A 21,571-nucleotide genomic window follows, 5' to 3' on the forward strand; every position below is an offset into this window, starting at 1 on the left:
TGCCCCGTAGCAGCGGCCGAGCCTGCGAGGCTGCGTCCGGCTGCGCAGCAGTCGTGAAATCAATCGTTGCGACTCTCCAGAACTACCTTGTACTCAGGTTTACGACTGCTGCGCAGCCGGACGCAGCCTCGCAGGCTCGGCAGCTGCTACACAGGGCTTTATGAACGTCAAAAAAAACGCCCCGAACCAGTCGGGGCGTTTTTTTGAGGATGCGGCTTCTGATCAGTACAGGTTAGCGAACCCCGTCCTGACGCAGTGCAGCAGGTGTGAAGTCGCTGGTGGTAGCGGTGAAGCCGAAGTCATACGCCGACTTCTCTTCGTTCTTCATGCCCAGCGCCAGGTAGCGACCCGATTGCAGGTCGTACAGGGCTTCCAGGGTGTACCACGGCACTTGCACGTTGTAATACTGCTGGGAGTGAGCTTCCGCCACACGCCATAGCTGATTGCGACCGTCATAGTGATCGATCACAGCGGCTTGCCAGGTATCTTCGTCGATGTAGAAGTCACGTTTGGCGTAGATGTGACGCTGGCCTTCCTTCAAAGTAGCGACCACATGCCAGACCCGACGCAACTCGTAACGCGACAGGTCCTGGTTGATGTGACCGGCCTTGATGATGTCGTCGTACTTCAGGCTCGGCGAGTCGAGCTTGTAGCTGTCGGAGGCGATGTACATCTCTTTTTTGCCTTCGAGCTTCCAGTCGTAGCGATCCGGCGCACCGTTGAACATGTCCAGGTTGTCGGAGGTACGCAGGCCATCCGCCGCGGTACCCGGCCCGTCATAGGACACTTGTGGTGCACGACGCACACGACGCTGACCGGCGTTGTAGACCCACGCCGAACGCGGTTCCTTCACCTGATCGAGGGTTTCGTGTACCAGCAACACACCACCCGCCAGACGTGCCGGCGCGGTCACTTTCTGCTTGAAGTAGAACAGGATGTTGCCCGGGTTTTTCGGGTCGTAGTCCTTCATTTTGTCGCGGAACACGAACTGATCCTGGAAGTACACCAGGCTGTACGAGCCGTTCGGCTGTGGCGTGGCCTGGGTCACTAGACGGGTCACACTGCCGCCACGATAGCGGGTGATGTGGTTCCAGATGACTTCCACACCGCTTTTCGGAATCGGGAACGGCACAGCGGTTTCGAAGTTTTCCAGACCGTTGCCACCGGACACCAGGGTGGTAGTGGTGGCGTTCTTCTTGATGGCGGCGAACACGTCATCCGGCACGGTGGAACCGCGATGGGACGGATAAACCGGCATCTTGTAGGTTTCCGGGTAGCGCTTGAACATCGCGTACTGGCCCGGGGCAAGCTTTTCCTTGTACTGGTCGACGTTCTGCGCCGTGATGGTGAACAGCGGTTTTTCACTGGCGAACGGGTCGGACAGGAAACCTTTGCTGTCGACGGTGCCGGCGTTTTTCGGCATTGGTTTCCAGGCCGGGATCGAACCGTCGGCATTACCCGCCATCTCGGCCCCCATCGGGGTCAGGCTCTTGCCCAGCTTGTCGGCTTCGGCCGCAGGGACCGCCGCCATGACGCTCGTCGCCAGCAGCGAAAGCCCCAGAACACCAGCGTGGAACAGACTCTTTGTTATTTTCATATGTGTGTTCGTCCTGAAAAAACAGTGCTTAGAAGTTCACGCCGACGCTGAGCGCAACAAAGTCGCGGTCATCTACGGTGGTGTACTTGCCGTCGAAGAAGTTGGTGTAGGCCAGGCTCGCGTTGTAGGTGTTCTGGTACTCGGCATCGACACCCAGGCTCACCGCTTTACGACCTTCCTCAAAGTTGCCGCCAGGACCTGGCGAGTAACCGTCTACGTCGTGGGACCAGGCCACGTTAGGCTTGAGGTTCACACCGGCGAACACGTCGTTGTATTCCCAGATCGCACGACCGCGGTAGCCCCACGAAGTCGCCGTGGTGAAGCCATCGCTGTTGCAGTTGCGGCTGCGGTTGTTGGTGGCGGTGCCCGGACCGGCGCCGTTGATGGTGCTGGTGTTGAGCGCCACGCACGTATTGACCGCGCCAGTGGCTGGCAACATACCCGGACCATAGACCGGATCGCGGCCATAACGGACGTCGTCGGTACTTTCCAGGCCGCCGACGTGAGTCACGCCCACTTCACCGACCAGGGTCAGACGGCTGGCGCCCATGACCTGATCAAAGAAGTGCGTCAGGGTGGTCTGGAATTGGGTGACTTCTTTACGGTTGTAACCGTGCAGATCTTGACCCGGAGCCGCAGAGAGCAACGAAGCGTTACCCAGTGCGCCGCCCAAAGGACGTACACCGGCGAACAGGATGTCAGTGGAGTTCAACTGCACCGGCGCGTTTGGACGGTAGCTGAGTTCACCTTGCCACGCGGTACCGGTAGGCAGGGTGGTGGAGAAGCTCAAGCCATAAAGGCGAATGTCTTCAGGGTATTCGATGAAGTACTTCGAGTTACCGGCCACCAGCAACGGTGCGAGTGCGGCGAAGGGACCTGGCAGGGCAGCCGCCGTGTTATAGACCGACTGAGGTGCACCGGTGGCGCTGAAGATCGGCGCACGGCTGTGGTAGTTCATGAAGTAGGCACCGAACTCGGTGTCCAGCGGGTCGAACATGTACTTGAACGACGCGCCCCACTGGCCGCTGTCGCGGGCATCACGATCACCGCCACGCCGAACCAGAACACCTTCTTCGTTGACGTCGACACCCGCAGTGGCCAATGGGCCCAATGCAACGGCTGGAATCTGCGAACGTTTGTTCAGCACTCGCAAGTTGTTGTCGCAACCGTCGGCCACGATGTCTGGCTGAGAGAAGAACGTGCCGCAGTTATCGACGACGGTCTGGTCCCATTCCAGTTGGTAGAAGGCTTCAGCCGACAGGTTCTCGGTCAGGCTCTGCGACACGTAGAACATGTTGACCGGGATCAGGCCTTCCTTGATCTCGGCGCCTGGACGACGGAACGCGGACACGTCAATCGGGTTGATCGAGTTGATGCCGCCGCCGATGAAGGTACTTTCACCCCAGCTCACCACCTGCTTGCCCAAACGCACGGAGCCCGGCTGATCGGCAATGGAGTAGTTGTGATAGACAAAGGCGTCGAGGATTTGGCCGCCGGAAGATTTTGCGCCCTCTTTGCGACCGTCGTTTTCGACGTTCTTGAATTCCAGGTCTTCGTCTTGCAGCGCGAAGTCGTACCAGTATTTGCCCCGGACAAAGACGCCGGTGTCGCCGTATTTCAGTTCAAGGTCATGGATACCCTTGAAGATCTTCGAGAACGCTTGCCCGCTCTTGAAGTTCAAGTGACCGTCATCGGAGGTCTGTGACAGGCCGTGCCCGCCGTTGTTGACGCCAATCAGGTTCTTGTTCGGCGACTGAGTGGAGACGCTCATACCCAGGGAGAGCGACGAATCGAACTGACCTTCGATTTCACCAACGTTGAAACTGACGCCGAATGCAGGCCCGGCGAGCGTAGAGGCGAGACTGACCGCCAGAGGCAATTTCGCCCGGCGCCAGAACGTGTTTACTGATGTCATCGACGCTACTCCATGTGCATTATTGTTATGGCAGTGAGTACTTCTAAAAACGTTGTGGGTGACGGGGAGCCAAGGCGTCCCGAAGTCACTCCAAAAATGCATCGCCCCGTTTTGTACGTGAGCTCCGTTCTTAAAAATCCTTGAGCGGACTATAGCCAGCAGGTAGTAGAGCTTGATCCCTCTAAAGTGTGATTTGCAGCTGCCGGCCACTCTGGAACAGTCCTTTGCCAGTCCGACACCTGTCGGCACGCCAAGGATGGCTGAAAATTCGGATTTCACAAGCCAAGCGCTTGCTTGGTGGGCCTGGCGTGCCCTTTCGGGCACACCGGGAGACGCTTAAAGCGTCGAGAGAAAGGCGCTGTTATTGGCCTGCCATTCAGTGATGTCGAGGCGGATGCGCTTCTTGTCGAGCTTGCCGACGCTGGTCTTGGGAATTTCAGTAACAAGGGCAATCTGGCTGGGAATCGCCCACTTGCTCAGGTGCCCCAACTCCACGAATGGCTTGAGGTGTTCCTTGAGTTCCCGGGCCCCGATCTCATACCCATCGCGGATCACCAGCAGCGCAAACGGCCGCTCGCCCCACTGCGGATCGGCGATGCCCACCACTGCTACTTCACGTACCGCCTCGTGGCGACTGATCAAGTCTTCAAGGTCCAGCGACGAGATCCACTCGCCACCGGTCTTGATCACATCTTTGATGCGATCACGAATGTCGATCACGCCCATGCTGTCCAGCGTCGCCACGTCGCCGGTATGCAGCCAGCCCCCGGCCCACAGCTCGGCGCCCTTCTGCGGCTCGTTGAAGTAACCCTCGGTCAGCCATGGCGCACGCAGCACGAGTTCGCCCTGGGTTTCGCCATCGGCGGGCAGGAAATTGCCGTCGGTGTCGACGATCGCCGCCTCGACCAATGGCCCCGGCACGCCGGCCTTGATGCGATAGGTGGTGCGTTCGTCTTCGCTACCCGCCATCAACTCATCGTTGAGGTGAGCACACGACACCAGTGGCCCGGTTTCCGACATGCCGTAAGCGGCCGTCAACTGAATGCCCTTGGCCTTGGCCGCGTCGTACAGGGTGCGATTCAGTGCGCTGCCGCCGATGACAATTTTCCAGCCGCCGAAGTCCGTGCCTTGCGCCGCTTTGGCATTGAGGACCATTTGCAGAATGGTCGGCACGCAGTGGGAAAAGGTGACCTTCTCCTTTCGCCACAGCTCCACCAGGTATTCCGGATCGTAACGGCCCGGATAAACCTGCTTGAGCCCGAGCATGGTCGCCACATACGGCAAGCCCCAGGCATGCACATGGAACATCGGGGTGATCGGCATGTACACGTCGTTGGTGCCCAACAGGCGCACGCTGTCGATGGCGCCCATGATCGTCGAGACGCCCATGGTGTGCAGCACCAGTTGCCGATGGGTGAAATACACACCTTTGGGATTACCGGTGGTACCGGTGGTGTAGAACGTGGTGGCGACCGAGTTTTCGTCGAAGTCCTGGAAGTCGTACTGCGTACTGGCCGCTGCCAGCAATTGCTCGTACTCGCCGACCAGGTTGGGCAGGTCGGCGGTCTTTTCCGGGAGGTCGGTGAGCAGCAGGGTTTTCTCGACCGTGGTCAGGTGCCCGGCAATCGCCTGGTACAGCCCCACGAACTCGCTGTTGACCAGCACAAAGCGGTCCTCGGCATGGTTCATGGTGTAGAGGATTTGTTCCGGCGACAGGCGCACGTTGATCGTGTGGATCACCGCGCCGATCATCGGGATGGCGAACATGCATTCCAGGTATCGATGGCTGTCCCAATCCATCACCGCCACGGTATCCCCGGCCTTGACGCCGGCTGCCGTCAACACGTTGGCCAGCCGCGCAACCCGCTCGATCAGGGTCGGATAGCTGTAGCGCAACTGGTCGCGGTAGATGATCTCGCGGGTTTTCTCATAACGAGCGCCGGACATCAGCAGCCGCTTGATCAGCAGCGGATACTGGTAAGCGCCTTCGGCTGGGGGGATAACGCGAGTCTGCAACATAAGAATCCCTTTTCTGACTGCACGGTGTTGGCTGAATGTTAAGCACTCTAGTGCCCTTCCATGACAGCCAAATCAGCCAAAGGAATGATTTGCAGAGCCGATCAAATGCTAGCTTTACGCCAGCATTTGTGGGAGTTCGATGTCAGTAACGCGCCGGCGCGATCAATGCATCTCGGTGAAAGCGAGCTTCACGCCGATGGCAATCAGCACCACGCCCATGGTCCGGTCGAACCAATGGCCCATGCGGGCGAAGCCGGCGCGCACACGCTGCTGGCTGAACAGGCGCGCCACCAGGCAAAACCATACCGCCGTCGCCGCCGCCAGATAAACCCCGTAACCGGCTTGCACCGCCAGCGGCGTGTGCGGGTTGATGACGACCGTGAACAGCGACAGGAAGAACAGCGTGGCTTTGGGGTTCAGACCGTTGGTCACGAAACCGGACGTGAAGGCGCCACGTGCGGTGCGTTCGCCGGCCTCCTTGTGCAGATTGTCATCGACCGCTTTGGCCGGTTGCGCACGCAGGGCCTTGTAGCCGATGTACAACAGGTACGCGGCAGCGGCCCATTTCAGCGCGTTGAACAGCACGATCGACTGGGACACGATCAGACCGATGCCGAGCAACGAATAGCCGACGTGGAGGAAAATCGCCGTACCGACACCTAGCGCCGTCCAGGTGCCGGCGCGACGACCATGGGTCACGCTCTCACGCACCACCACGGCAAAGTCCGGGCCGGGACTGGCCACGGCCAACAAGTGAATCAGGGCAACGGTCAAGAATTCTGTCCAGTACATCGGGGCTCCTTTGGGGGCAGATCGGTCGAAATGAAAAATCCAGGCTGACAACATCCCTGTAGCAGCTGGCGAAGCCTGCGTTCGGCTGCGCAGCAGTCGTGAAATCAGGCACCGCGCTCTTACAGGAAGTCCGCATGCTCTGTGTTTACGACTGCTGCGCAGCCGAACGCGGGCTTCGCCAGCTGCTACAGGGATGTCGGTGCTTCATCGCATAGCGCGTCAACTTAGCTACTTTTGTGCAATGGGTAACCATTTGTTTCATCTGGTAGGCTCGGCAGATTACGCCTTCAGTTCAATGCACAAAAGGTACAGTTGATGACGAACTCTCGCCGCGCCGTTTTCCTCGACCACCCGTCCCTGGACCTCGGCGACCTCGACCTCGGCCCGCTGCAAGCCTGTTTCGACGAGTTGCAACTGTTCGCACAGACCACGCCGGATCAAGTGATCGAACGTATAAAGGGCGCCACCGTCGCCATCACCAACAAGATCCTGATCGATGCTGCCGCCATCGCCGCCAGCCCCGGGCTCAAGCTGATCCTGATCACGGCCACCGGCACCAACAATGTCGACCTCGCCGCCGCCCGCGCCCATGGCGTTACCGTTTGCAACTGCCAGGGTTACGGCACGCCATCGGTGGCACAGCACACGATCATGCTGCTGCTCAACCTGGCGACACGCCTGGCTGACTACCAAAAAGCCGTGGGTGAAGGCCGCTGGCAGCAAGCGAAACAGTTCTGCCTGCTCGATTACCCGATCGTCGAACTGGAAGGCAAAACCCTCGGCTTGCTCGGCCATGGCGAACTCGGTAGCGCAGTCGCGCGGCTGGCCGAAGCGTTCGGCATGCGTGTGCTGCTCGGTCAGATTCCCGGCCGACCTGCCCGCCCGGATCGGCTGCCGTTAAATGAATTGCTGCCGCAGATCGATGCGCTGACCCTGCATTGCCCGCTCAACGAACACACCCGCCATTTCATCGGCGCCCGCGAACTGGCCTCGATGAAACCCGGTGCCTTCGTGGTCAATACCGCTCGCGGTGGCTTGATCGATGAACAGGCGCTGGCCGATGCGCTGCGCAAGGGTCATCTGGGCGGCGCCGCCACCGATGTGCTGAGTGTCGAGCCCCCGACGGCGGGCAATCCCTTGCTGGCCGATGACATCCCGCGATTGATCGTCACCCCGCATAACGCCTGGGGCAGTCGCGAGGCGCGGCAGCGAATCGTCGGGCAGTTGAGCGAAAACGCGCAGGCCTACTTCAGCGGTACAGCGCTGCGGGTCGTCAGTTGATAAACTGCCGCACTTTTTTTCAAGGAGCAGAGTATGGATCCGCGCAGTGAAGTACTGCTTCGTCAGGCCGAATTATTCCAGGGCTCGGTGTTACTCGCCGGTTTGCCCGCCGATGACCTGCTGGGCCGCTTGCCCGACGCCCACGGCTGGTGCTGGCATGCCGGCGATCAAGCCGCGCTGGACGCACGTTTCGCCGAGCGCAGTCATTTTGGTGTAGACGCCCCCGAGCGTGAGTTCGCAACCGCTGTGGTGTTCTTGCCCAAGTCCAAGGACCTGACCGACTACATCCTCAACGCCCTAGCCTCGCGCCTGGCCGGTCGCGAATTGTACCTGGTGGGCGAAAAACGCAGCGGCATCGAAGGGGCAGCCAAACAACTGAATCCGTTCGGCAAGCCGCGCAAGCTCGACAGCGCCCGTCATTGCCAACTCTGGCTGGTCACGGTGGCCAATGCGCCAGAAGCCAAATCGCTGGAAAGCCTGGCCGAGACCTACGAATTGCCACTGGCTGAGGGGCCATTGAAAGTCATCAGTTTGCCGGGGGTTTTCAGTCACGGCCGACTGGATCGTGGCAGCGCGTTGCTGCTGGAGCACCTGGACAAGCTCCCGAGCGGCCACTTGCTGGACTTCGGTTGCGGCGCGGGCGTACTGGGTGCCGCGGTTAAGCGTCGTTATCCGCACAATCAGGTGACGTTGCTCGACGTCGATGCCTTTGCCGCTGCCAGTAGTCGCCTGACCCTGGCGGCCAACGGTCTGGAAGCTGACGTCATTACCGGTGACGGTATCGACGCCGCCCCCATGGGTTTGAGTGCGATCCTGAGTAATCCGCCGTTCCATGTCGGCGTTCACACCGACTACTACGCCACCGAGAACTTGCTGCGAAAAGCAGCCAAACATCTGAAAAACGGCGGCGAACTTCGCCTGGTCGCCAACAGCTTCCTGAAGTACCAACCGCTGATCGAAGAGCACCTCGGCGTGTGCGCCATCAAGGCTGAGGGCCAGGGGTTTCGTATCTATCGGGCCAAACGCGGCTGATAAATAAGTGCTTGCCTAACGGATTTTGCCTAGGCAGAATCCGCTCCGTCCTAGGGGAGTAGTCTCCCACGAGCGCCATGCTCGTCCGGCATACGTCAACATACTTGGTCCTCAGACCATGGCGTATGCGACCCAAGCGTCCGCATCAGACGGATCGCAGGGTTTGACAAGACCTATGACACGAACACCTTACCCGGGGCGGGAAGGCTGTACGTGTCATAGCCGTGTCGACCCGCCCCTTAGGAAAAACCCTGATGATGCTGGATTCACTTCTCGTTCCTACCGCAATCGTTGCCTTGGCCGAAATCGGCGACAAGACGCAACTGCTCGCGCTCATTCTCGCTGCCCGCTTTCGCAAGCCCTGGCCAATCATCGCCGGCATCGTCGCCGCGACCCTGGCCAACCACGCAGCCGCCGGTGCGGTAGGTGCCTGGTTCGGCAGTTTCTTCTCGAATGCGACGCTGCACTGGATCCTGGCCGCCAGCTTCACCGCCACCGCCCTGTGGACCCTGGTACCGGACAAGATGGACGACGACGTCAGCACCGCGCGCAAGTTCGGGCCGTTCCTGACCACATTGATCGCCTTCTTCCTGGCGGAAATGGGTGACAAGACCCAAGTCGCTACCGTGATGCTGGCGGCGCAATACCCGGATTTGTGGCTGGTCATCATCGGCACCACCGCCGGCATGCTGATTGCCAACGTACCGGTGGTACTGGCGGGTAACTTTGCCGCAGACAAGCTGCCGTTGACCCTGATCCGTCGCCTGGCGGCGTCGGCATTCCTTATCTTGGCGATTGTGGCGGTGTACAAGGCGATGCAGAGCAGCGGTTGGGTTTGATGCGTTAAGACGGTAGACCGCGTTATCGTTCATCGCGGGCAAGCCCGCTCCCACATTTGACCGAGTTCCAATGCAGGAGCGAGCCTGCTCGCGATGAGGCCGTCACCGGCGATACAAAAACATCAGGATTTGCGCGCGTTCTCGTACAACGGCATCACCTTCGGAATCGCCGCCTGCAACGCTGCGGTGCGGCTGCTGGAAGAAGGGTGAGTGCTGAGGAACTCGGGTGGCGCACCTTCGTCAGCCTTGCTCATCTTTTCCCACAGGGTGATCGCCGCATTCGGGTTGTAGCCCGCACGCGCCGCCAGCTCCAGGCCAATCAGGTCTGCTTCGTTTTCATTGGTGCGACTGTTGGGCAAGGTCATCAACAGGTTCACGCCGTTATTCCCTGCCTCGACCATCAAGGCGGGTGCACCCGCCGCTATCGCCAATTGCTGCGCGAGACTCACGCCATAGGCTTTGGATAACGCTTCACGGCCATGCTCGCGCAAGGCGTGGGCGATTTCATGCCCCATCACCGCAGCCAGTTCGTCGTCGGTCAGTTGCAGTTTGTCGATCAGACCGGTGTACACAATGATCTTCCCGCCAGGACCGCAGTTGGCGTTCATATCCTCACTCTTGATCAGATTGACCTCCCACTGCCATTGCGCGGCATCCGGGCGAAACGTTGGCGCCTGGGCGATGAGACGATCGGCAATCGCCTGAACACGCGTGGCTTCAGTACTGGTCTTGTCGAGGACGTTTTTGTTGCTCGCTTCCCCCAGGGTCTGCTTGTAATCCTGCGCGTAGGACTGATTGACCTGTGCGCTCGACAATAATGTGGTCATGTGTTGCTGGCGAACGACGCCGACTTCACCCGCACTGGTCGTGTTGACGGTCTCGCAGCCGTTAAGCAGCAACGCTGAACCCAACACGCACGCAACCAGAGACTTGTTCATCACGGCACTCCTTCAAATCCGCCGCCCCGACTGGGGATGACGGTAGTAGCAAAAAATTCATACAGCACTGACTGCCTTGCAGCACAAAGGTTCGACACCTTTCTGATTGCGACACGGGCACACCCAAAACAGTCATTTAAGCCGCACTTGCTCATGGCTGACTGCCCCGCTGCCGATACACCACCGCAGACGTCCTCTTGCGTGCGGAGCACCCATGAAATTCAAGTCGATCCAGTTCTCCGTAGCGGCCCTCGCTGGCGCCATCGTACTTAGCGTAGTAGCAGCCCTGGTGCTGTACGCGCTGTTTTCCGGCGCACGAACGCAAGACATGGTCCAGGAACGGACCCAGGCGCAATTCGAGCAAGTCATCGAACAACGCCTGACGTCCCTGGCGCAAACCCAGGTCAGCCAGATCCAGCGCGAACTTGAAGCGCCACTGCTGATTGCCGGGGGACTGGTGCGGGTCAACGCACTGATCGGGACCCCGGGCGCCGATGGCCAGCCACAACTGACCGTCAGCCGCGAGCAGTTGATCAGCCTGATCAAGGAAAACGTGGTCAAGAACCCGAAGATCCTCGGCTCCTACATCGGCTGGGAAAAAAACGCTCTCGACCACAACGATACGGCCTACGTCGGCACCCAAGTGAACGGCATCGACGCCAGCAACGGGCGCTTCCTGCCGTGGTGGTTCCGCAATGAGGACGGCACCCTTGGCCTGGACAAACTGGTGGACGTCGACGACCAGAAAACCCTGTCCACCGGCGTGCGCGCCAGCGAGTACTACCTGTGCTCCAAGGAAACCAAAAAATCCTGCGTGATCGATCCGGCGCCCTACAAGGTCGGCGACAAAGTCGTCATGCTCGCCTCGTTTATTGAACCGATCATGCTCAACGGCGCCTTCCAGGGCATCGTCGGCGCCGACCTGTCAGTGAACTTCATTCAGGAAATGCTCCTGGGCGCGAATCACAAACTGTACAGCGGTGCCGGGGAAATGGCGCTGATCGGCGGCAACGGCCGAATTGTTGCCTACACCAAAGACCCGAGCAAATTCGGTGAAAAGGTCAGCGACATCCTCGACAGCCAACAGATTGCCAACATGGCCAACCTCAAGCGCGGCGAAGTGACCTACACCGTCGACCAGGCCCAAGGGCGGATCGAGTTGTACCTGCCGTTCGGCATTGGCCAGACCGACGCCCGCTGGACCTTGATGTTGCAACTGCCGCTGAATGCGGTGATGGCCGACCTGCAAAAACTGCAGGCCGACCTGAACGCCCAGCGCAAATCCGACACGTTCGGCATGGCCATGGTCGGTTTGTTGATCGCCGGTGTCGGCTTGCTGGTGATCTGGCTGGTGGGCCACGGCATTGCCCGGCCACTCAAGCAAATGGTCGCCATGCTCGACGACATCGCCAAAGGCGAAGGCGACCTGACACGCCGTCTGACCAGTGACCGCGCCGATGAATTGGGCTCGATCGCCAAAGGCTTCAATACGTTCCTGGCCAAATTGCAGGCGATGATCACGCAGGTGGTGACCTCGGTGCAGAGTGTCAGTGACTCCTCGGAACACACCGCCGACATCGCCATCCGTACCAACATCGGCGTGCAGAAACAAATGGCCGAGATCGACCAGGTGGCCACGGCAGTGCATGAAATGACCGCCACCGCCCAGGACGTGGCACGTAACGCCACCCAGGCTGCGCAAGCGGCCAGTCATGCTGATCAGGCGGCGGCCCAAGGTATGCAAATTGTGCGGGACACCTCGAACTCGATTGGCGTGCTGGCCGTGGAAATTGGCAAGGCTGTCGGCGTGGTGCAAACACTGGCCAAGGACAGCGAGAACATCAACGCGATCCTCACGGCCATTCGCGGAATCGCCGAACAGACCAACCTGCTGGCCTTGAACGCCGCCATCGAAGCGGCCCGCGCCGGTGAACAGGGCCGTGGATTTGCGGTGGTGGCCGATGAAGTGCGCAACCTGGCGCAAAAGACCCAGAAGGCCACCGAAGAAATCCAGACCATGATTCAGCAACTGCAACAAGGCACCCGCGACGTGGTGCGGGTTATGGAAGACAGCCAGAACCGCACGGACGAAAGCGTGCAGCATGCGGCGAAAGCGGCCGAGGCGCTGGAAACCATTACGCAGGCGGTGTCGGTGATCAATGACATGAACACCCAGATTGCCAGTGCGGCCGAGGAACAGAGTGCAGTCGCCGATGACATCAACCGTAACGTGATCAACATTGGGCAAGTGGCCAATGAAGTGGCTGGCGGGGCGGATGAATCAAGTGCGGCGAGTGCGGATTTGACCAAACTGGCCGAACAACAGCGGCGGTTGATCAATCAGTTCAAGGTTTAGTGTGTTGCGATCGTTCCCACGCTCTGCGTGGGAGTGAATCCCGTGACGCTCCGCGTCACTTTGGACGCGGAGCGTCCATGGCGGCATTCCCACGCGGAGCGTGGGAACGATCAATCAGCCGGGGGTCAGACACTCCGGCGCATTCAGCTTCGGATCATTCACCAGATTGGCCAGCACCCGCTCGCGCAACGCGGCGGGTTCACTGGCGAGCAATGCCTGCAACACATGCAACGGCGTCTCGGGATCGAGCCACGCCTCCTGCCCCGCCGCATCGAGAATCAACGGTCGCCGCTGGCTCGACGCCGGTTGCGTAATCACCGCAGTGCTCAGCCATACCTGCTCCTGCACCGGGTACGCTTCCCAGATAGCGGCAAAAAACAGCGAAGAGCCCTCCCCCGGCGTCAACCAGTACGGGCGCTTGCGCGTGGTCCCGCGCCATTCATAGAAACCGTTGGCTGGCAGCAGGCAACGACGTTCACGAAAGGCCTGGCGGAACATCGGTTGCTCCGCCACGGTTTCGGCACGGGCGTGAGCTGGAGTGCGGGACAGGTCGGTCAGCCATGGCGGCGTCAGGCCCCAGCGGGCACGGGCCAGTTCACGCTGGCCTTCGGCACCAGCGCGCAGCATCAATACCGAGTCGTTGGGGGAGATATTCCACTGGGCCTGCTGATCGGCGGGAAAACCGGGCAGGGCCGCGAAGGCGGGGTTCCAGCGAAACAGGGCATAACGTCCACACATGGGCTGACACGACTCTTGATCAAACGAACGCCAGCCTAACAGACCAGCGTGCCGGGAAAGCTCTCGGGTTCATCGCCAGGCAGCGGCAGCGCGGCATTGTACGCGGTGATCAGCTCGCGGGCGTACTCGGCCTGGTCGTTATCCACCGACAGGCCCAACAGGCCAAAGATCGGCAGTTCGCCCGTGCCGCCGAGCAAATCACGCCCCACCAGATGCGCCTCGACGCCCTCGCTGGCCAACATGCCTTGCAGCAACTCGCCTTCCATCAGGTTTTCAGGTTCGTAGATGCGCTGCATAGACACCCCTCATTCGTTTTCACTGAAGACTTCGAGATGCCATTCGCCTTCATGAACCTGTAAAACAAAGGTAATCGGCCGACAACAGACCTGACAGTCTTCAATATAGGTCTGATCGCCACCGGACAAGTCCAGCGTCGTCTCGACCTCTTCACCGCAATACGGACATTCATACAGCGCAGGTTCCAGCATCGCGGTCTCCCAAGTGACTTGTGCGTATAATCGCCGGTCTATTTGCAGGGCTATTTTTGTCTGGCTAATTTTTCAGACCGTGCCCCGCTGGTTTTCGATCAAAACCTTTACTTACCCTAGCCGTTTCTAACAAGAGAGCATGATGGGCGAATTCGATGCCATCCGACCTTACGACGATAGCGAAGTCCCAGCGGTACTGGACAGGCTGCTCGGCGACAAGGCGTTTCTAGATATCCTCACCCACTTCCGCTTCCCGCGTTTTGCCGGCACTTTGGGCTGGATGCTTAAACCTCTTATAGCTCATCGGCTGCGTCGAGAGTTCGCCGGTGTGACATCGGTAGCCACATTGCAGGACAAGGTCGAGATGTACGTCGACCACACCATCGAACGCGCGACCGACGGTGTCACGTACACCGGTGTCGAACAGTTCAAGTCCGGCAGCGCTTACTTGTTCATCGCCAACCACCGCGACATCGTGATGGATCCGGCCTTCGTCAACTACGCCGTGTATCACGCAGGCCTGCCGACACCGCGCATCGCGATCGGCGACAACCTGCTGCAAAAGCCCTTCGTCAGCGACCTGATGCGCCTGAACAAGAGCTTCATCGTGCACCGTTCGATCACCGGTCGTCGCGAGAAGATGGCGGCCTATCAACTGCTGTCGGCCTACATCAACCACTCGATCCGCAACGATTGCGCCTCGATCTGGATCGCCCAGGCCGAAGGCCGGGCGAAAGACGGCGACGACCGCACCGAATCGGCCATCCTCAAAATGTTCCACATGAGCCGCAAGGACGAGCCGTTCGGCGAAGTCATTCAGTCGCTGAACCTCACCCCGGTGTCGATCAGCTATGAATACGACCCGTGCGATCAGGCCAAGGCACGCGAGTTGTTTATCCGCGCCACCACCGGCAGCTACACCAAAGTACCGGGCGAAGACGATGTGAGCATCGCCAAGGGCATCACGGGCTACAAGGGCCGGGTCCATGTGAACTTCGCCGCGCCGATCACCGAGCTGTTTGATGACACCAAGCAATTGGCGGTCGAGATGGACAAGCAGATTCTGGGCGGCTACCGGTTGTTCCCGGTGCATTACCTGGCTTACGCCCAGTGGACAGACGCCGACCCGCAATTGCAGGTGCCGACAGCGTCGCAAGTGTTTGCGGCCGATGAGTTGGCCAAGGCACAGGAAGAGTGGCAGCGCCGTCTGGAGGCCTGCCCGATGGAACATCGCCCATTCATGGTGCTGCAATATGCGACGCCGGTGCGTAATCAGTACCGCGTCAAGGCAGGCTTGCCGCTGTAAGGTTTTTGGCTGGATACGACAACGGCGCCTTCGGGCGCCGTTTTCATTGCTGCGTTGTTTGCTGTCAAACCCGCGTGCTGATCCACGACACCAGCAACGCAAGCCCCAGGCAGGCAAAACCGAAGCGATAGAAAAAGCGGTTCATGCGCAAGGTCGCCCAATCGAGGGTCGGCTCGATGCCAGGCTGGCTCTGGCGCTGGGCCAGGATACTGGCCATGGCACGTTGCTCGCGACGACGGGTTGCATGCAGCAGCCAACCGCCCGGGAAGGCAAGCAGCAAGGCCAGCAGATTGACCAGCTTGGCGGGATGGGCAGTAAACAGCGTCATCAAATGCAGCGACATCACGGACCTCAAGCAAAACAGGTGTGGCAGACGTCGAACCGACGACGGCGGCGCGGATTCTACCGAAAGCCTCTGCGCCTGCACTTGCTTTACGACAAATAACTCACCATTTGGCAGATTCCTGTCCTGCGTCACGGCTTCGTCATCTGAATCCGTCAGTCTGCGGCCCCACGCAAACAGACATGGAAACCGTCATGCTTCACGCCGAAAACCAGGACCGCCTCTACCTCATTGCCCCAAGCGACGAGCAACAAAACCTTGTGGGAAGCCTCGCCTTCAACGTTCAAGACCGTCACTGGCTTGTCTATTGCGCGCTGGGCGGGCATCAACATGCGGACTTGCCGGAAGCGGATTTGCTGACCGGTGTGAGCGTGCTGGACTTCTATTCCGAAGCGGCCTGACACCACCCCAACCTGTAGGAGCCGAGCTTGCTCGCGATGGCGGCATCACATTCAATATTGACGTTGACTGACAGTTCGCCATCGCGAGCAAGCTCGGCTCCTACAGGCCAACGGTGTATTGCAGACATAAAAAAAGCCCGGGGCCATGGCTGGCTCCGGGCTTTGTTGATTCTGCGGAAAAGTTACTCGCCGAGAACCTGACCCACAGTCGGGTCCTTGAACAGTCGCGTCAACGCATCACTCAACACATCGCTGACCAGCTTGGTGTTGGTTTCCTGGTTGGGTGCCATACCAAAACGCTGATCCAGCGATGCACCGTAACGGCCGCTGTAACGACGGTTGGCGTTCTGCACATCGGAGCGGAACGTCGCACCGATGGTCGCTTCAGTCACATACATGCCTTCTTTAGGCGACTGATACTTCAGCTCGGTCAGGGTCACGGTGATTTGCGGGGCATTCATTGCATTGGCGTTCGGTGTGAAACCCAGCAACCGCACGGCCGCTTCGGCTTGCGCCTGCAACTTCGGCAGAATCTGCGCGCTCTGCACGGTAATCGCGCTGGTTTCCGGGTACAGGCCGCCGCGCGTGCCCAGCGTTGGCGACGGACGACCGTCCACCACGCGCACCACCACGGGCTGACCATGACCGACCGGTGCCAGCTGAGTCGTCAGCTTGGGTTCAGGGTTCAGTTGTTGCGGGCTGTGGGCGCAGCCGACGAGGGTCAAACTGGTCACAGTGATCAAACCGAACAACAGGCGTTGCAACATGCGCTTCTCTCCAGAATCAGGCACAAACAGGCTGGCAGTATAGCGGTGGGCCACTGCGGCGAACCAGTGGCCGTCAATCAATACAGAAATATCTGACATACCCTTGGGAAAGCGGTTCCTGTCACACACCTGTCATCGCCCATACACTCGCACGTAACGGCTAATGGGCAATCTTCACTGCAGTCACCTCACAAGGTTCTTCGCCATGCGCTATCTCGTCTGTTTGTTCGCGCCACGCCCACTGCATCGCTGCTTTGCCCTGCTCGACAGCAATGGTCATTGCCAGGCATTCAAGCAGTGCAGCCTCCAGCCGATGGGCGATGGCTGGGTCGAAATCGAAGAAATCCGCCTCAACTGGTTGCACCATCCCCTGCCGCCGAGTGCCCGGGTTAGCACCCGTCAGCCACGTGCACGAGCGCAACAACTGTTGACCACCTGACCAGACGCCTAATAAAAGTCATTAAACACGTCCATTTCCCTGCGTTTCTTAGATACAATCTCCCCCCGATTATAAGGACGTCTCCTGATCGGGCCTCGCAGCATCGTCAATGCCTCGGTATTGACACCCCGCACCGCCCACAGAGAGCCGCCCACACAGATCGAGTGAAGCTGGCGCGCTTGCTGCTCCTTGAGCAAAACCCCCACTTTTCGCGAATCTGCAGAGCTGTCATTACGCTCGGTCACTGAGCTGTTTGCCCGTTTTGCCAGTCATGTACCCCATGACGGCAATCCTTCCGGGCACGGTGCCAGGCAGGGACAGCCCTTTTTTGAGGTTCACGTCTTCAAAAGAGCGTGAAAAAAACGGGTTTTCACAACTTCACAAGAGTGTGGCGAGCAAATGAATAGTTTTGCGTCTGAACATGCACCATTAGCGTCTGAAACAGCCCAACGACACAGGACCGAGTACTCCTCGAACACCGGAGCCTGAAGCCTGTCCGCTACGGATTTGGTTGCACAAACGGATGTATCGACCATAAGTCGAATTGCCAGTCGCGTGTTGAAATGAGTTCATAGACCTCATTAGCCCGGCCGGTAGCGTCCGTCGAAGTTGCGAAAAATTGCGAAGATTCGGACATGGCGATACTGACATGGGTACCAGGGGCATCACTGACACGCCCCGGAACGCCTGGCAGCCATGCCGACAATTTGGTGCTGCAGATTTTGGAGACGCGTTAAATGGCGCATAACGAAGCAGTCGACGTAGTACTGGTTGGGGCCGGCATCATGAGTGCCACCCTTGCGGTATTGCTCAAAGAGCTCGACCCCGCGATCAAGCTGGAAGTCGTCGAGCTGATGGATTCCGGTGCCGCAGAGAGTTCCAACCCATGGAACAACGCCGGTACCGGTCACGCCGGGCTGTGTGAGCTCAACTACACGCCGCAGGCTGCCGATGGCACCGTCGACATCAAGAAAGCCGTGCACATCAACACCCAGTTCGAGGTGTCGAAGCAGTTTTGGTCCTACCTGACCAAAAAAGGCACGTTCGGCTCGTGCAAGACGTTCATCAGCCCGGTGCCGCACCTGAGCTTCGTGCAAGGTGAAAGCGGTATTTCCTTCCTCAAGGAACGCTTCAAGGTGCTGAGCAAGCACCACGCCTTCGCGGACATGGAATACACCGAAGACAAAGCCAAAATGGCCGACTGGATGCCGCTGATGATGCCGGGCCGTCCGGCCGACGAAGTCGTCGCCGCCACCCGCGTCTTGAATGGCACCGACGTCAACTTCGGCGCCCTGACCAATCAACTGCTCAAGCACCTGACCAGCGCACCCGATGCACAGGTCAAGTACTGCAAGCGCGTGACTGGCCTCAAGCGTAACAACGGTGGTTGGACCGTCAGCATCAAGGACGTCAACAGCGGCAATACCCGTGACGTCGACGCGAAGTTCGTCTTCCTGGGCGCTGGCGGCGCGGCGTTGCCGCTGCTGCAGGCCTCGGGCATCGAAGAAAGCAAAGGCTTCGGCGGCTTCCCGATCAGTGGCCAGTGGCTGCGTTGCGACAACCCGGAAGTGGTCAAGCACCACCAGGCCAAGGTTTACAGCCAGGCCGCCGTGGGTTCGCCACCAATGTCCGTACCTCACCTGGACACCCGCGTCGTTGACGGCAACAAGTCCCTGTTGTTCGGACCTTACGCCGGTTTCACCACCAAGTTCCTCAAGCACGGTTCCTTCATGGACCTGCCGATGTCGGTACGCGCTGGCAACATCGGCCCGATGCTGGCCGTGGCGAAAAACAACATGGACCTGACCAAGTACCTGGTCAGCGAAGTGATGCAGTCGATGGAGCAGCGCCTGGAATCCCTGCGTCGTTTCTACCCTGAAGCGAAAGCCGAAGACTGGCGCCTGGAAGTGGCCGGCCAACGTGTGCAGATCATCAAGAAAGACCCGAAAAAGGGCGGCGTTCTGCAGTTCGGTACCGAACTGGTCGCGGCCAAGGACGGTTCCCTTGCTGCCCTGCTCGGCGCCTCCCCAGGCGCTTCGGTGACGGTTTCGATCATGCTCGAGCTGATCGAAAAATGCTTCGCGGGCAAGACCAAGGGCGAATGGGCTGCCAAACTGGCGGAAATCTTCCCGGCCCGTGAGAAAGTCCTGGAAACCGATGCTGCGCTGTATCGCAAGATCAACACGCAGAACAACATCGCGCTGGAACTGGTTGAAGAAAGCAGCGAGACCCCAAGCTTCGCTTGATTGGGCCGCATAAAAAAACGCCCCGCTCTCATTGAGAGCGGGGCGTTTTTTTATGGCCGGTAAAACCCGCGCCACACATATCGGTTTGGCTGGGAGATCAGCCGCGAGCCTTTTTGATCAGCTCGATGTAATCCGGGGCGTTGCGCTGATCCTGGATCAGGTCAACGAAGGTTTTGCCGTGCTCATCCTGGCCGTCAACGTCGAAGCCGGCTGCAACGAAGAACGTCAGAAAACGCTCGAAGTCATCGATTCGCAGGCCACGGTAGGCCTTGATCAATTTGTGCAGCGACGGCGAAGTGGCGTCGACTGGCTCGAAATCGAGGAACAACTTGATCTGCTCGTCGCCGATCTCGTCACCAATCACTTGCTTCTTATCTTTACGCATTGCCGACTCCAGCTCGCAGACATTTCACGGGGCGGGCAGTTTACCCCTCCCTTGCCGCCGGGCTCAACGCGGACGAGTGGCTGCGGTGTGTAAATCAGCCCAGACATGGCCATTGGCATAGCTCAAGAACTGGCAATACACCGTGTCATTGCGCAACAAGTCGATGGCGACCCGGTATTGCGCCAACGGGTAATACAGCGTCAGGGTTTTGCTTTTATCGTCGTAGACCGGCTTTTTCAGGCTTTTGCTTTCGCCATCGAAGTTGACCAGGACCTGGCTGATGGTCGCGCCTTTGTTCAGGGATTTACCCTTGAGACGGATCAACAACGGTGACGTGACCGGAATCGGCTGTTGACTGGATTGGCGTTGGCTACCCACGACCACGGAATACTCGGTGACCTGCATGAGCTGTTGCTGCTCGGGCTCCGCGTCGCGCAGGGTCAGGTCATCCGGTGGCAGGTACTGCGCGTGCATCGGCGCAGGTGCGGCGGCCAGGGGCAAACTGAGGGTCAGCAACACAGCGGCGCAACTGCGGATCAATAGACTCATGACGGGCTCCTGGGACGAAGCGGAGCACTGTAGCAGCTGCCGAAGGCTGCTACAGGAAATCGCGGTGGTGTACCGGACATCAATCGAATTGAGCGCGCATCCACGCCTGATACTCGGCCACACCCGGCTCACCTTCACGCGGCGCCCAGTGTGCCAGCTCACCTTCACCCACGGGACGGTAAGGACCGGCCTTGCACTCGAACATCAGGCTGTCGGCTTCCAGCACCACAATGCCGTGGAACACACCACCGGGCAGATCCACGCCGACACAATCACCACCGGCTTGCAGGATCTGCTTTGTCAGCAACGTGCCGGACTCATCGAAGATCAACACCCCAAGCCGCCCTTTGAGCACCAACAGGGTTTCAGCCTTGTTTTCACCCAGATGGCGGTGCGGCGGGATGTAGGTGTTCGGCTGCAGGCCTACGGCCATCCGATGACAGGCATCTTCCATCTGATGGAAGTTATGATGTTGACGCCCACGAGGATTAGCCGCCGCTTTCCCGGCCAAATCAGTGAACAAGGATTGATCAAGAAAGCACGGCGTAGTCATCGTTTACATGCCTTTAACAGCGAAGATCCCGTTAGCGTTACGCCAGTAGCCTTTGTAATCCATGCCGTAACCGAAGATGTAGCGGTCGATGCACGGCAGGCCGACGAAATCGGCTTTCAGGTCCGGGCGAGCCTTGCGGTCGTGGTCTTTGTCGATCAACACGGCGGTGTGCACTTTGCGCGCGCCAGCGTGTTTGCAGAAATCGATGATCGCGCCCAGGGTGTGACCTTCGTCGAGGATGTCGTCGATGATCAGCACGTCACGGTCGATAAACGACACTTCCGGCTTGGCTTTCCAGAACAGCTCGCCGCCGCTGGTTTCATTGCGATAGCGGGTGGCGTGCAGGTAGGACGCTTCCAGCGGGAACTGTAAATGGGTGAGCAGCTTGCCGGCGAAAATCAGGCCGCCGTTCATCACACAGAACACCACTGGGTTAGTGTCTGCCAGTTGTTCGTTGATGTGTGCACCAACGCGGGCGATAGCCGCCTCGACTTCAGCTTCGGTGTACAGGCAGTCAGCCTCTCGCATGATTTGACGGATATGCTCGAGATCAGCGGACATGGCGCTCTCCAAGGGGTGGCGTATTC

The 21,571-nt window shown here is 59.3% G+C and carries 22 protein-coding genes, 1 pseudogene and 1 riboswitch; of the genes and pseudogenes, 9 read left to right on the plus strand and 14 right to left on the minus strand.

From position 1 onward, the window contains the following. Positions 1-232: 232 nt before the first annotated feature. The 4 genes from AB4N76_RS08970 to AB4N76_RS08985 all read right to left on the minus strand — a co-directional run bounded on the left by AB4N76_RS08970 (position 233) and on the right by AB4N76_RS08985 (position 6,323). Positions 233-1,597: a DUF1329 domain-containing protein gene (locus AB4N76_RS08970; RefSeq protein WP_046033375.1), complete on the minus strand. Its 1,365-nt coding sequence runs from the start codon at positions 1,595-1,597 to the stop codon at positions 233-235. Between the two features lie 28 nt (positions 1,598-1,625). Then, positions 1,626-3,512: a DUF1302 domain-containing protein gene (locus tag AB4N76_RS08975; RefSeq protein ID WP_046033376.1), complete on the minus strand. Its 1,887-nt coding sequence runs from the start codon at positions 3,510-3,512 to the stop codon at positions 1,626-1,628. Between the two features lie 336 nt (positions 3,513-3,848). Then, complete coding sequence (locus AB4N76_RS08980; RefSeq protein ID WP_460164391.1) at positions 3,849-5,531, minus strand: fatty acid--CoA ligase; 1,683 nt, start codon at positions 5,529-5,531, stop codon at positions 3,849-3,851. Positions 5,532-5,693: 162 nt separating this feature from the next. After that, positions 5,694-6,323 carry a LysE family translocator gene (locus AB4N76_RS08985; RefSeq protein WP_046033378.1) on the minus strand — a complete coding sequence of 210 codons (630 nt, stop codon included), beginning with the start codon at positions 6,321-6,323 and terminating at the stop codon, positions 5,694-5,696. 315 nt (positions 6,324-6,638) lie between these two features. Between AB4N76_RS08985 and AB4N76_RS08990 the strand changes: the two genes are divergently transcribed. From AB4N76_RS08990 to AB4N76_RS09000, 3 genes are all read left to right on the plus strand, one after another. After that, positions 6,639-7,604, plus strand: coding sequence for a 2-hydroxyacid dehydrogenase (locus AB4N76_RS08990; protein WP_460164392.1), 966 nt, complete (start codon positions 6,639-6,641; stop codon positions 7,602-7,604). 33 nt (positions 7,605-7,637) lie between these two features. Then, positions 7,638-8,636, plus strand: a complete 999-nt coding sequence (locus tag AB4N76_RS08995) for a class I SAM-dependent methyltransferase (RefSeq protein WP_109787837.1) — start codon at positions 7,638-7,640, stop codon at positions 8,634-8,636. Positions 8,637-8,676: 40 nt separating this feature from the next. Then, positions 8,677-8,801, plus strand: a riboswitch (yybP-ykoY riboswitch). A 92-nt stretch (positions 8,802-8,893) separates the two neighbouring features. Beyond that, positions 8,894-9,475 (plus strand): TMEM165/GDT1 family protein, encoded by a 582-nt coding sequence (locus AB4N76_RS09000; protein ID WP_046030240.1) that lies wholly within the window; start codon positions 8,894-8,896, stop codon positions 9,473-9,475. A 122-nt stretch (positions 9,476-9,597) separates the two neighbouring features. Here AB4N76_RS09000 and AB4N76_RS09005 read toward each other — a convergent pair whose 3' ends face one another. After that, a complete protein-coding gene (locus tag AB4N76_RS09005) occupies positions 9,598-10,413 on the minus strand; it encodes a M48 family metallopeptidase (RefSeq protein ID WP_046030226.1) in 816 nt (271 codons plus the stop codon). 1,393 nt (positions 10,414-11,806) lie between these two features. Here AB4N76_RS09005 and AB4N76_RS09010 point away from each other — a divergent pair. Further along, positions 11,807-11,866, plus strand: a pseudogene (locus tag AB4N76_RS09010) (hypothetical protein); the annotation flags it as partial. Positions 11,867-12,064: 198 nt separating this feature from the next. Further along, positions 12,065-12,769, plus strand: a complete 705-nt coding sequence (locus AB4N76_RS09015) for a methyl-accepting chemotaxis protein (protein WP_407682191.1) — start codon at positions 12,065-12,067, stop codon at positions 12,767-12,769. 114 nt (positions 12,770-12,883) lie between these two features. On the opposite strand, the gene AB4N76_RS09020 is transcribed toward AB4N76_RS09015, so the two are convergent. From AB4N76_RS09020 to AB4N76_RS09030, 3 genes are read right to left on the minus strand one after another with little or no spacing between them, the layout of a single operon-like run. Beyond that, positions 12,884-13,507: an SOS response-associated peptidase gene (locus AB4N76_RS09020; RefSeq protein WP_046030223.1), complete on the minus strand. Its 624-nt coding sequence runs from the start codon at positions 13,505-13,507 to the stop codon at positions 12,884-12,886. Positions 13,508-13,542: 35 nt separating this feature from the next. Next, the gene (locus AB4N76_RS09025) at positions 13,543-13,803 is read right to left on the minus strand and encodes a putative signal transducing protein (RefSeq protein WP_046030221.1); all 261 of its coding nucleotides are present in this window, start codon (positions 13,801-13,803) and stop codon (positions 13,543-13,545) included. Positions 13,804-13,812: 9 nt separating this feature from the next. Then, on the minus strand, positions 13,813-13,995 hold the full coding sequence (locus tag AB4N76_RS09030; RefSeq protein WP_077431276.1) for a CPXCG motif-containing cysteine-rich protein: 183 nt from the start codon (positions 13,993-13,995) through the stop codon (positions 13,813-13,815). Positions 13,996-14,134: 139 nt separating this feature from the next. Here AB4N76_RS09030 and AB4N76_RS09035 point away from each other — a divergent pair, with 139 nt between their 5' ends. Next, a complete protein-coding gene (locus AB4N76_RS09035; protein ID WP_077431275.1) occupies positions 14,135-15,301 on the plus strand; it encodes a 1-acyl-sn-glycerol-3-phosphate acyltransferase in 1,167 nt (388 codons plus the stop codon). 64 nt (positions 15,302-15,365) lie between these two features. Here the strand turns inward: AB4N76_RS09035 and AB4N76_RS09040 are convergent, their stop codons facing one another. After that, entirely contained in the window at positions 15,366-15,644 is a 279-nt protein-coding gene (locus AB4N76_RS09040) for a hypothetical protein (RefSeq protein ID WP_046030208.1), read from the minus strand. Positions 15,645-15,838: 194 nt separating this feature from the next. Here AB4N76_RS09040 and AB4N76_RS09045 point away from each other — a divergent pair, with 194 nt between their 5' ends. Next, complete coding sequence (locus AB4N76_RS09045) at positions 15,839-16,045, plus strand: hypothetical protein (RefSeq protein ID WP_046030206.1); 207 nt, start codon at positions 15,839-15,841, stop codon at positions 16,043-16,045. 182 nt (positions 16,046-16,227) lie between these two features. Here the strand turns inward: AB4N76_RS09045 and AB4N76_RS09050 are convergent, their stop codons facing one another. Then, positions 16,228-16,812, minus strand: a complete 585-nt coding sequence (locus tag AB4N76_RS09050) for a YajG family lipoprotein (protein ID WP_046030238.1) — start codon at positions 16,810-16,812, stop codon at positions 16,228-16,230. A gap of 205 nt (positions 16,813-17,017) precedes the next feature. Here AB4N76_RS09050 and AB4N76_RS09055 point away from each other — a divergent pair, with 205 nt between their 5' ends. Together AB4N76_RS09055 and mqo are read left to right on the plus strand one after the other, a co-directional pair. Continuing rightward, entirely contained in the window at positions 17,018-17,251 is a 234-nt protein-coding gene (locus AB4N76_RS09055) for a hypothetical protein (protein WP_460164393.1), read from the plus strand. Positions 17,252-17,988: 737 nt separating this feature from the next. Beyond that, complete coding sequence (gene mqo / locus AB4N76_RS09060) at positions 17,989-19,497, plus strand: malate dehydrogenase (quinone) (protein ID WP_077431274.1); 1,509 nt, start codon at positions 17,989-17,991, stop codon at positions 19,495-19,497. Between the two features lie 97 nt (positions 19,498-19,594). Here mqo and AB4N76_RS09065 read toward each other — a convergent pair whose 3' ends face one another. The 4 genes from AB4N76_RS09065 to AB4N76_RS09080 all read right to left on the minus strand — a co-directional run bounded on the left by AB4N76_RS09065 (position 19,595) and on the right by AB4N76_RS09080 (position 21,545). Further along, positions 19,595-19,882, minus strand: coding sequence for a PA4642 family protein (locus AB4N76_RS09065; RefSeq protein WP_046030198.1), 288 nt, complete (start codon positions 19,880-19,882; stop codon positions 19,595-19,597). A 63-nt stretch (positions 19,883-19,945) separates the two neighbouring features. After that, positions 19,946-20,431, minus strand: a complete 486-nt coding sequence (locus AB4N76_RS09070; protein ID WP_077431273.1) for a hypothetical protein — start codon at positions 20,429-20,431, stop codon at positions 19,946-19,948. Positions 20,432-20,510: 79 nt separating this feature from the next. After that, entirely contained in the window at positions 20,511-20,984 is a 474-nt protein-coding gene (locus tag AB4N76_RS09075) for a WbuC family cupin fold metalloprotein (protein ID WP_046030192.1), read from the minus strand. A 3-nt stretch (positions 20,985-20,987) separates the two neighbouring features. After that, the gene (locus AB4N76_RS09080) at positions 20,988-21,545 is read right to left on the minus strand and encodes a hypoxanthine-guanine phosphoribosyltransferase (protein ID WP_046030190.1); all 558 of its coding nucleotides are present in this window, start codon (positions 21,543-21,545) and stop codon (positions 20,988-20,990) included. Between the last annotated feature and the right edge of the window lie 26 nt (positions 21,546-21,571).

It is taken from the genome of Pseudomonas sp. S2_F03 (genome assembly GCF_054668335.1).

Coding starts and splice junctions, on each gene's coding strand:
- AB4N76_RS09050 (WP_046030238.1), bottom strand. CDS start 16,812: ATGTTGCAACGCCTGTTGTTCGGTTTGATCACTGTGACCAGTTTGACC.
- AB4N76_RS08980 (WP_460164391.1), bottom strand. CDS start 5,531: ATGTTGCAGACTCGCGTTATCCCCCCAGCCGAAGGCGCTTACCAGTAT.
- AB4N76_RS09000 (WP_046030240.1), top strand. CDS start 8,894: ATGCTGGATTCACTTCTCGTTCCTACCGCAATCGTTGCCTTGGCCGAA.
- AB4N76_RS09080 (WP_046030190.1), bottom strand. CDS start 21,545: ATGTCCGCTGATCTCGAGCATATCCGTCAAATCATGCGAGAGGCTGAC.
- AB4N76_RS09065 (WP_046030198.1), bottom strand. CDS start 19,882: ATGCGTAAAGATAAGAAGCAAGTGATTGGTGACGAGATCGGCGACGAG.
- AB4N76_RS09045 (WP_046030206.1), top strand. CDS start 15,839: ATGCTTCACGCCGAAAACCAGGACCGCCTCTACCTCATTGCCCCAAGC.
- AB4N76_RS08995 (WP_109787837.1), top strand. CDS start 7,638: ATGGATCCGCGCAGTGAAGTACTGCTTCGTCAGGCCGAATTATTCCAG.
- AB4N76_RS09075 (WP_046030192.1), bottom strand. CDS start 20,984: ATGACTACGCCGTGCTTTCTTGATCAATCCTTGTTCACTGATTTGGCC.
- AB4N76_RS09030 (WP_077431276.1), bottom strand. CDS start 13,995: ATGCTGGAACCTGCGCTGTATGAATGTCCGTATTGCGGTGAAGAGGTC.
- AB4N76_RS09020 (WP_046030223.1), bottom strand. CDS start 13,507: ATGTGTGGACGTTATGCCCTGTTTCGCTGGAACCCCGCCTTCGCGGCC.
- AB4N76_RS09040 (WP_046030208.1), bottom strand. CDS start 15,644: ATGTCGCTGCATTTGATGACGCTGTTTACTGCCCATCCCGCCAAGCTG.
- AB4N76_RS09035 (WP_077431275.1), top strand. CDS start 14,135: ATGATGGGCGAATTCGATGCCATCCGACCTTACGACGATAGCGAAGTC.
- AB4N76_RS08975 (WP_046033376.1), bottom strand. CDS start 3,512: ATGACATCAGTAAACACGTTCTGGCGCCGGGCGAAATTGCCTCTGGCG.
- AB4N76_RS09025 (WP_046030221.1), bottom strand. CDS start 13,803: ATGCAGCGCATCTACGAACCTGAAAACCTGATGGAAGGCGAGTTGCTG.
- AB4N76_RS09005 (WP_046030226.1), bottom strand. CDS start 10,413: ATGAACAAGTCTCTGGTTGCGTGCGTGTTGGGTTCAGCGTTGCTGCTT.
- mqo (WP_077431274.1), top strand. CDS start 17,989: ATGGCGCATAACGAAGCAGTCGACGTAGTACTGGTTGGGGCCGGCATC.
- AB4N76_RS08970 (WP_046033375.1), bottom strand. CDS start 1,597: ATGAAAATAACAAAGAGTCTGTTCCACGCTGGTGTTCTGGGGCTTTCG.
- AB4N76_RS08985 (WP_046033378.1), bottom strand. CDS start 6,323: ATGTACTGGACAGAATTCTTGACCGTTGCCCTGATTCACTTGTTGGCC.
- AB4N76_RS09055 (WP_460164393.1), top strand. CDS start 17,018: ATGCGCTATCTCGTCTGTTTGTTCGCGCCACGCCCACTGCATCGCTGC.
- AB4N76_RS08990 (WP_460164392.1), top strand. CDS start 6,639: ATGACGAACTCTCGCCGCGCCGTTTTCCTCGACCACCCGTCCCTGGAC.
- AB4N76_RS09015 (WP_407682191.1), top strand. CDS start 12,065: ATGACCGCCACCGCCCAGGACGTGGCACGTAACGCCACCCAGGCTGCG.
- AB4N76_RS09070 (WP_077431273.1), bottom strand. CDS start 20,431: ATGAGTCTATTGATCCGCAGTTGCGCCGCTGTGTTGCTGACCCTCAGT.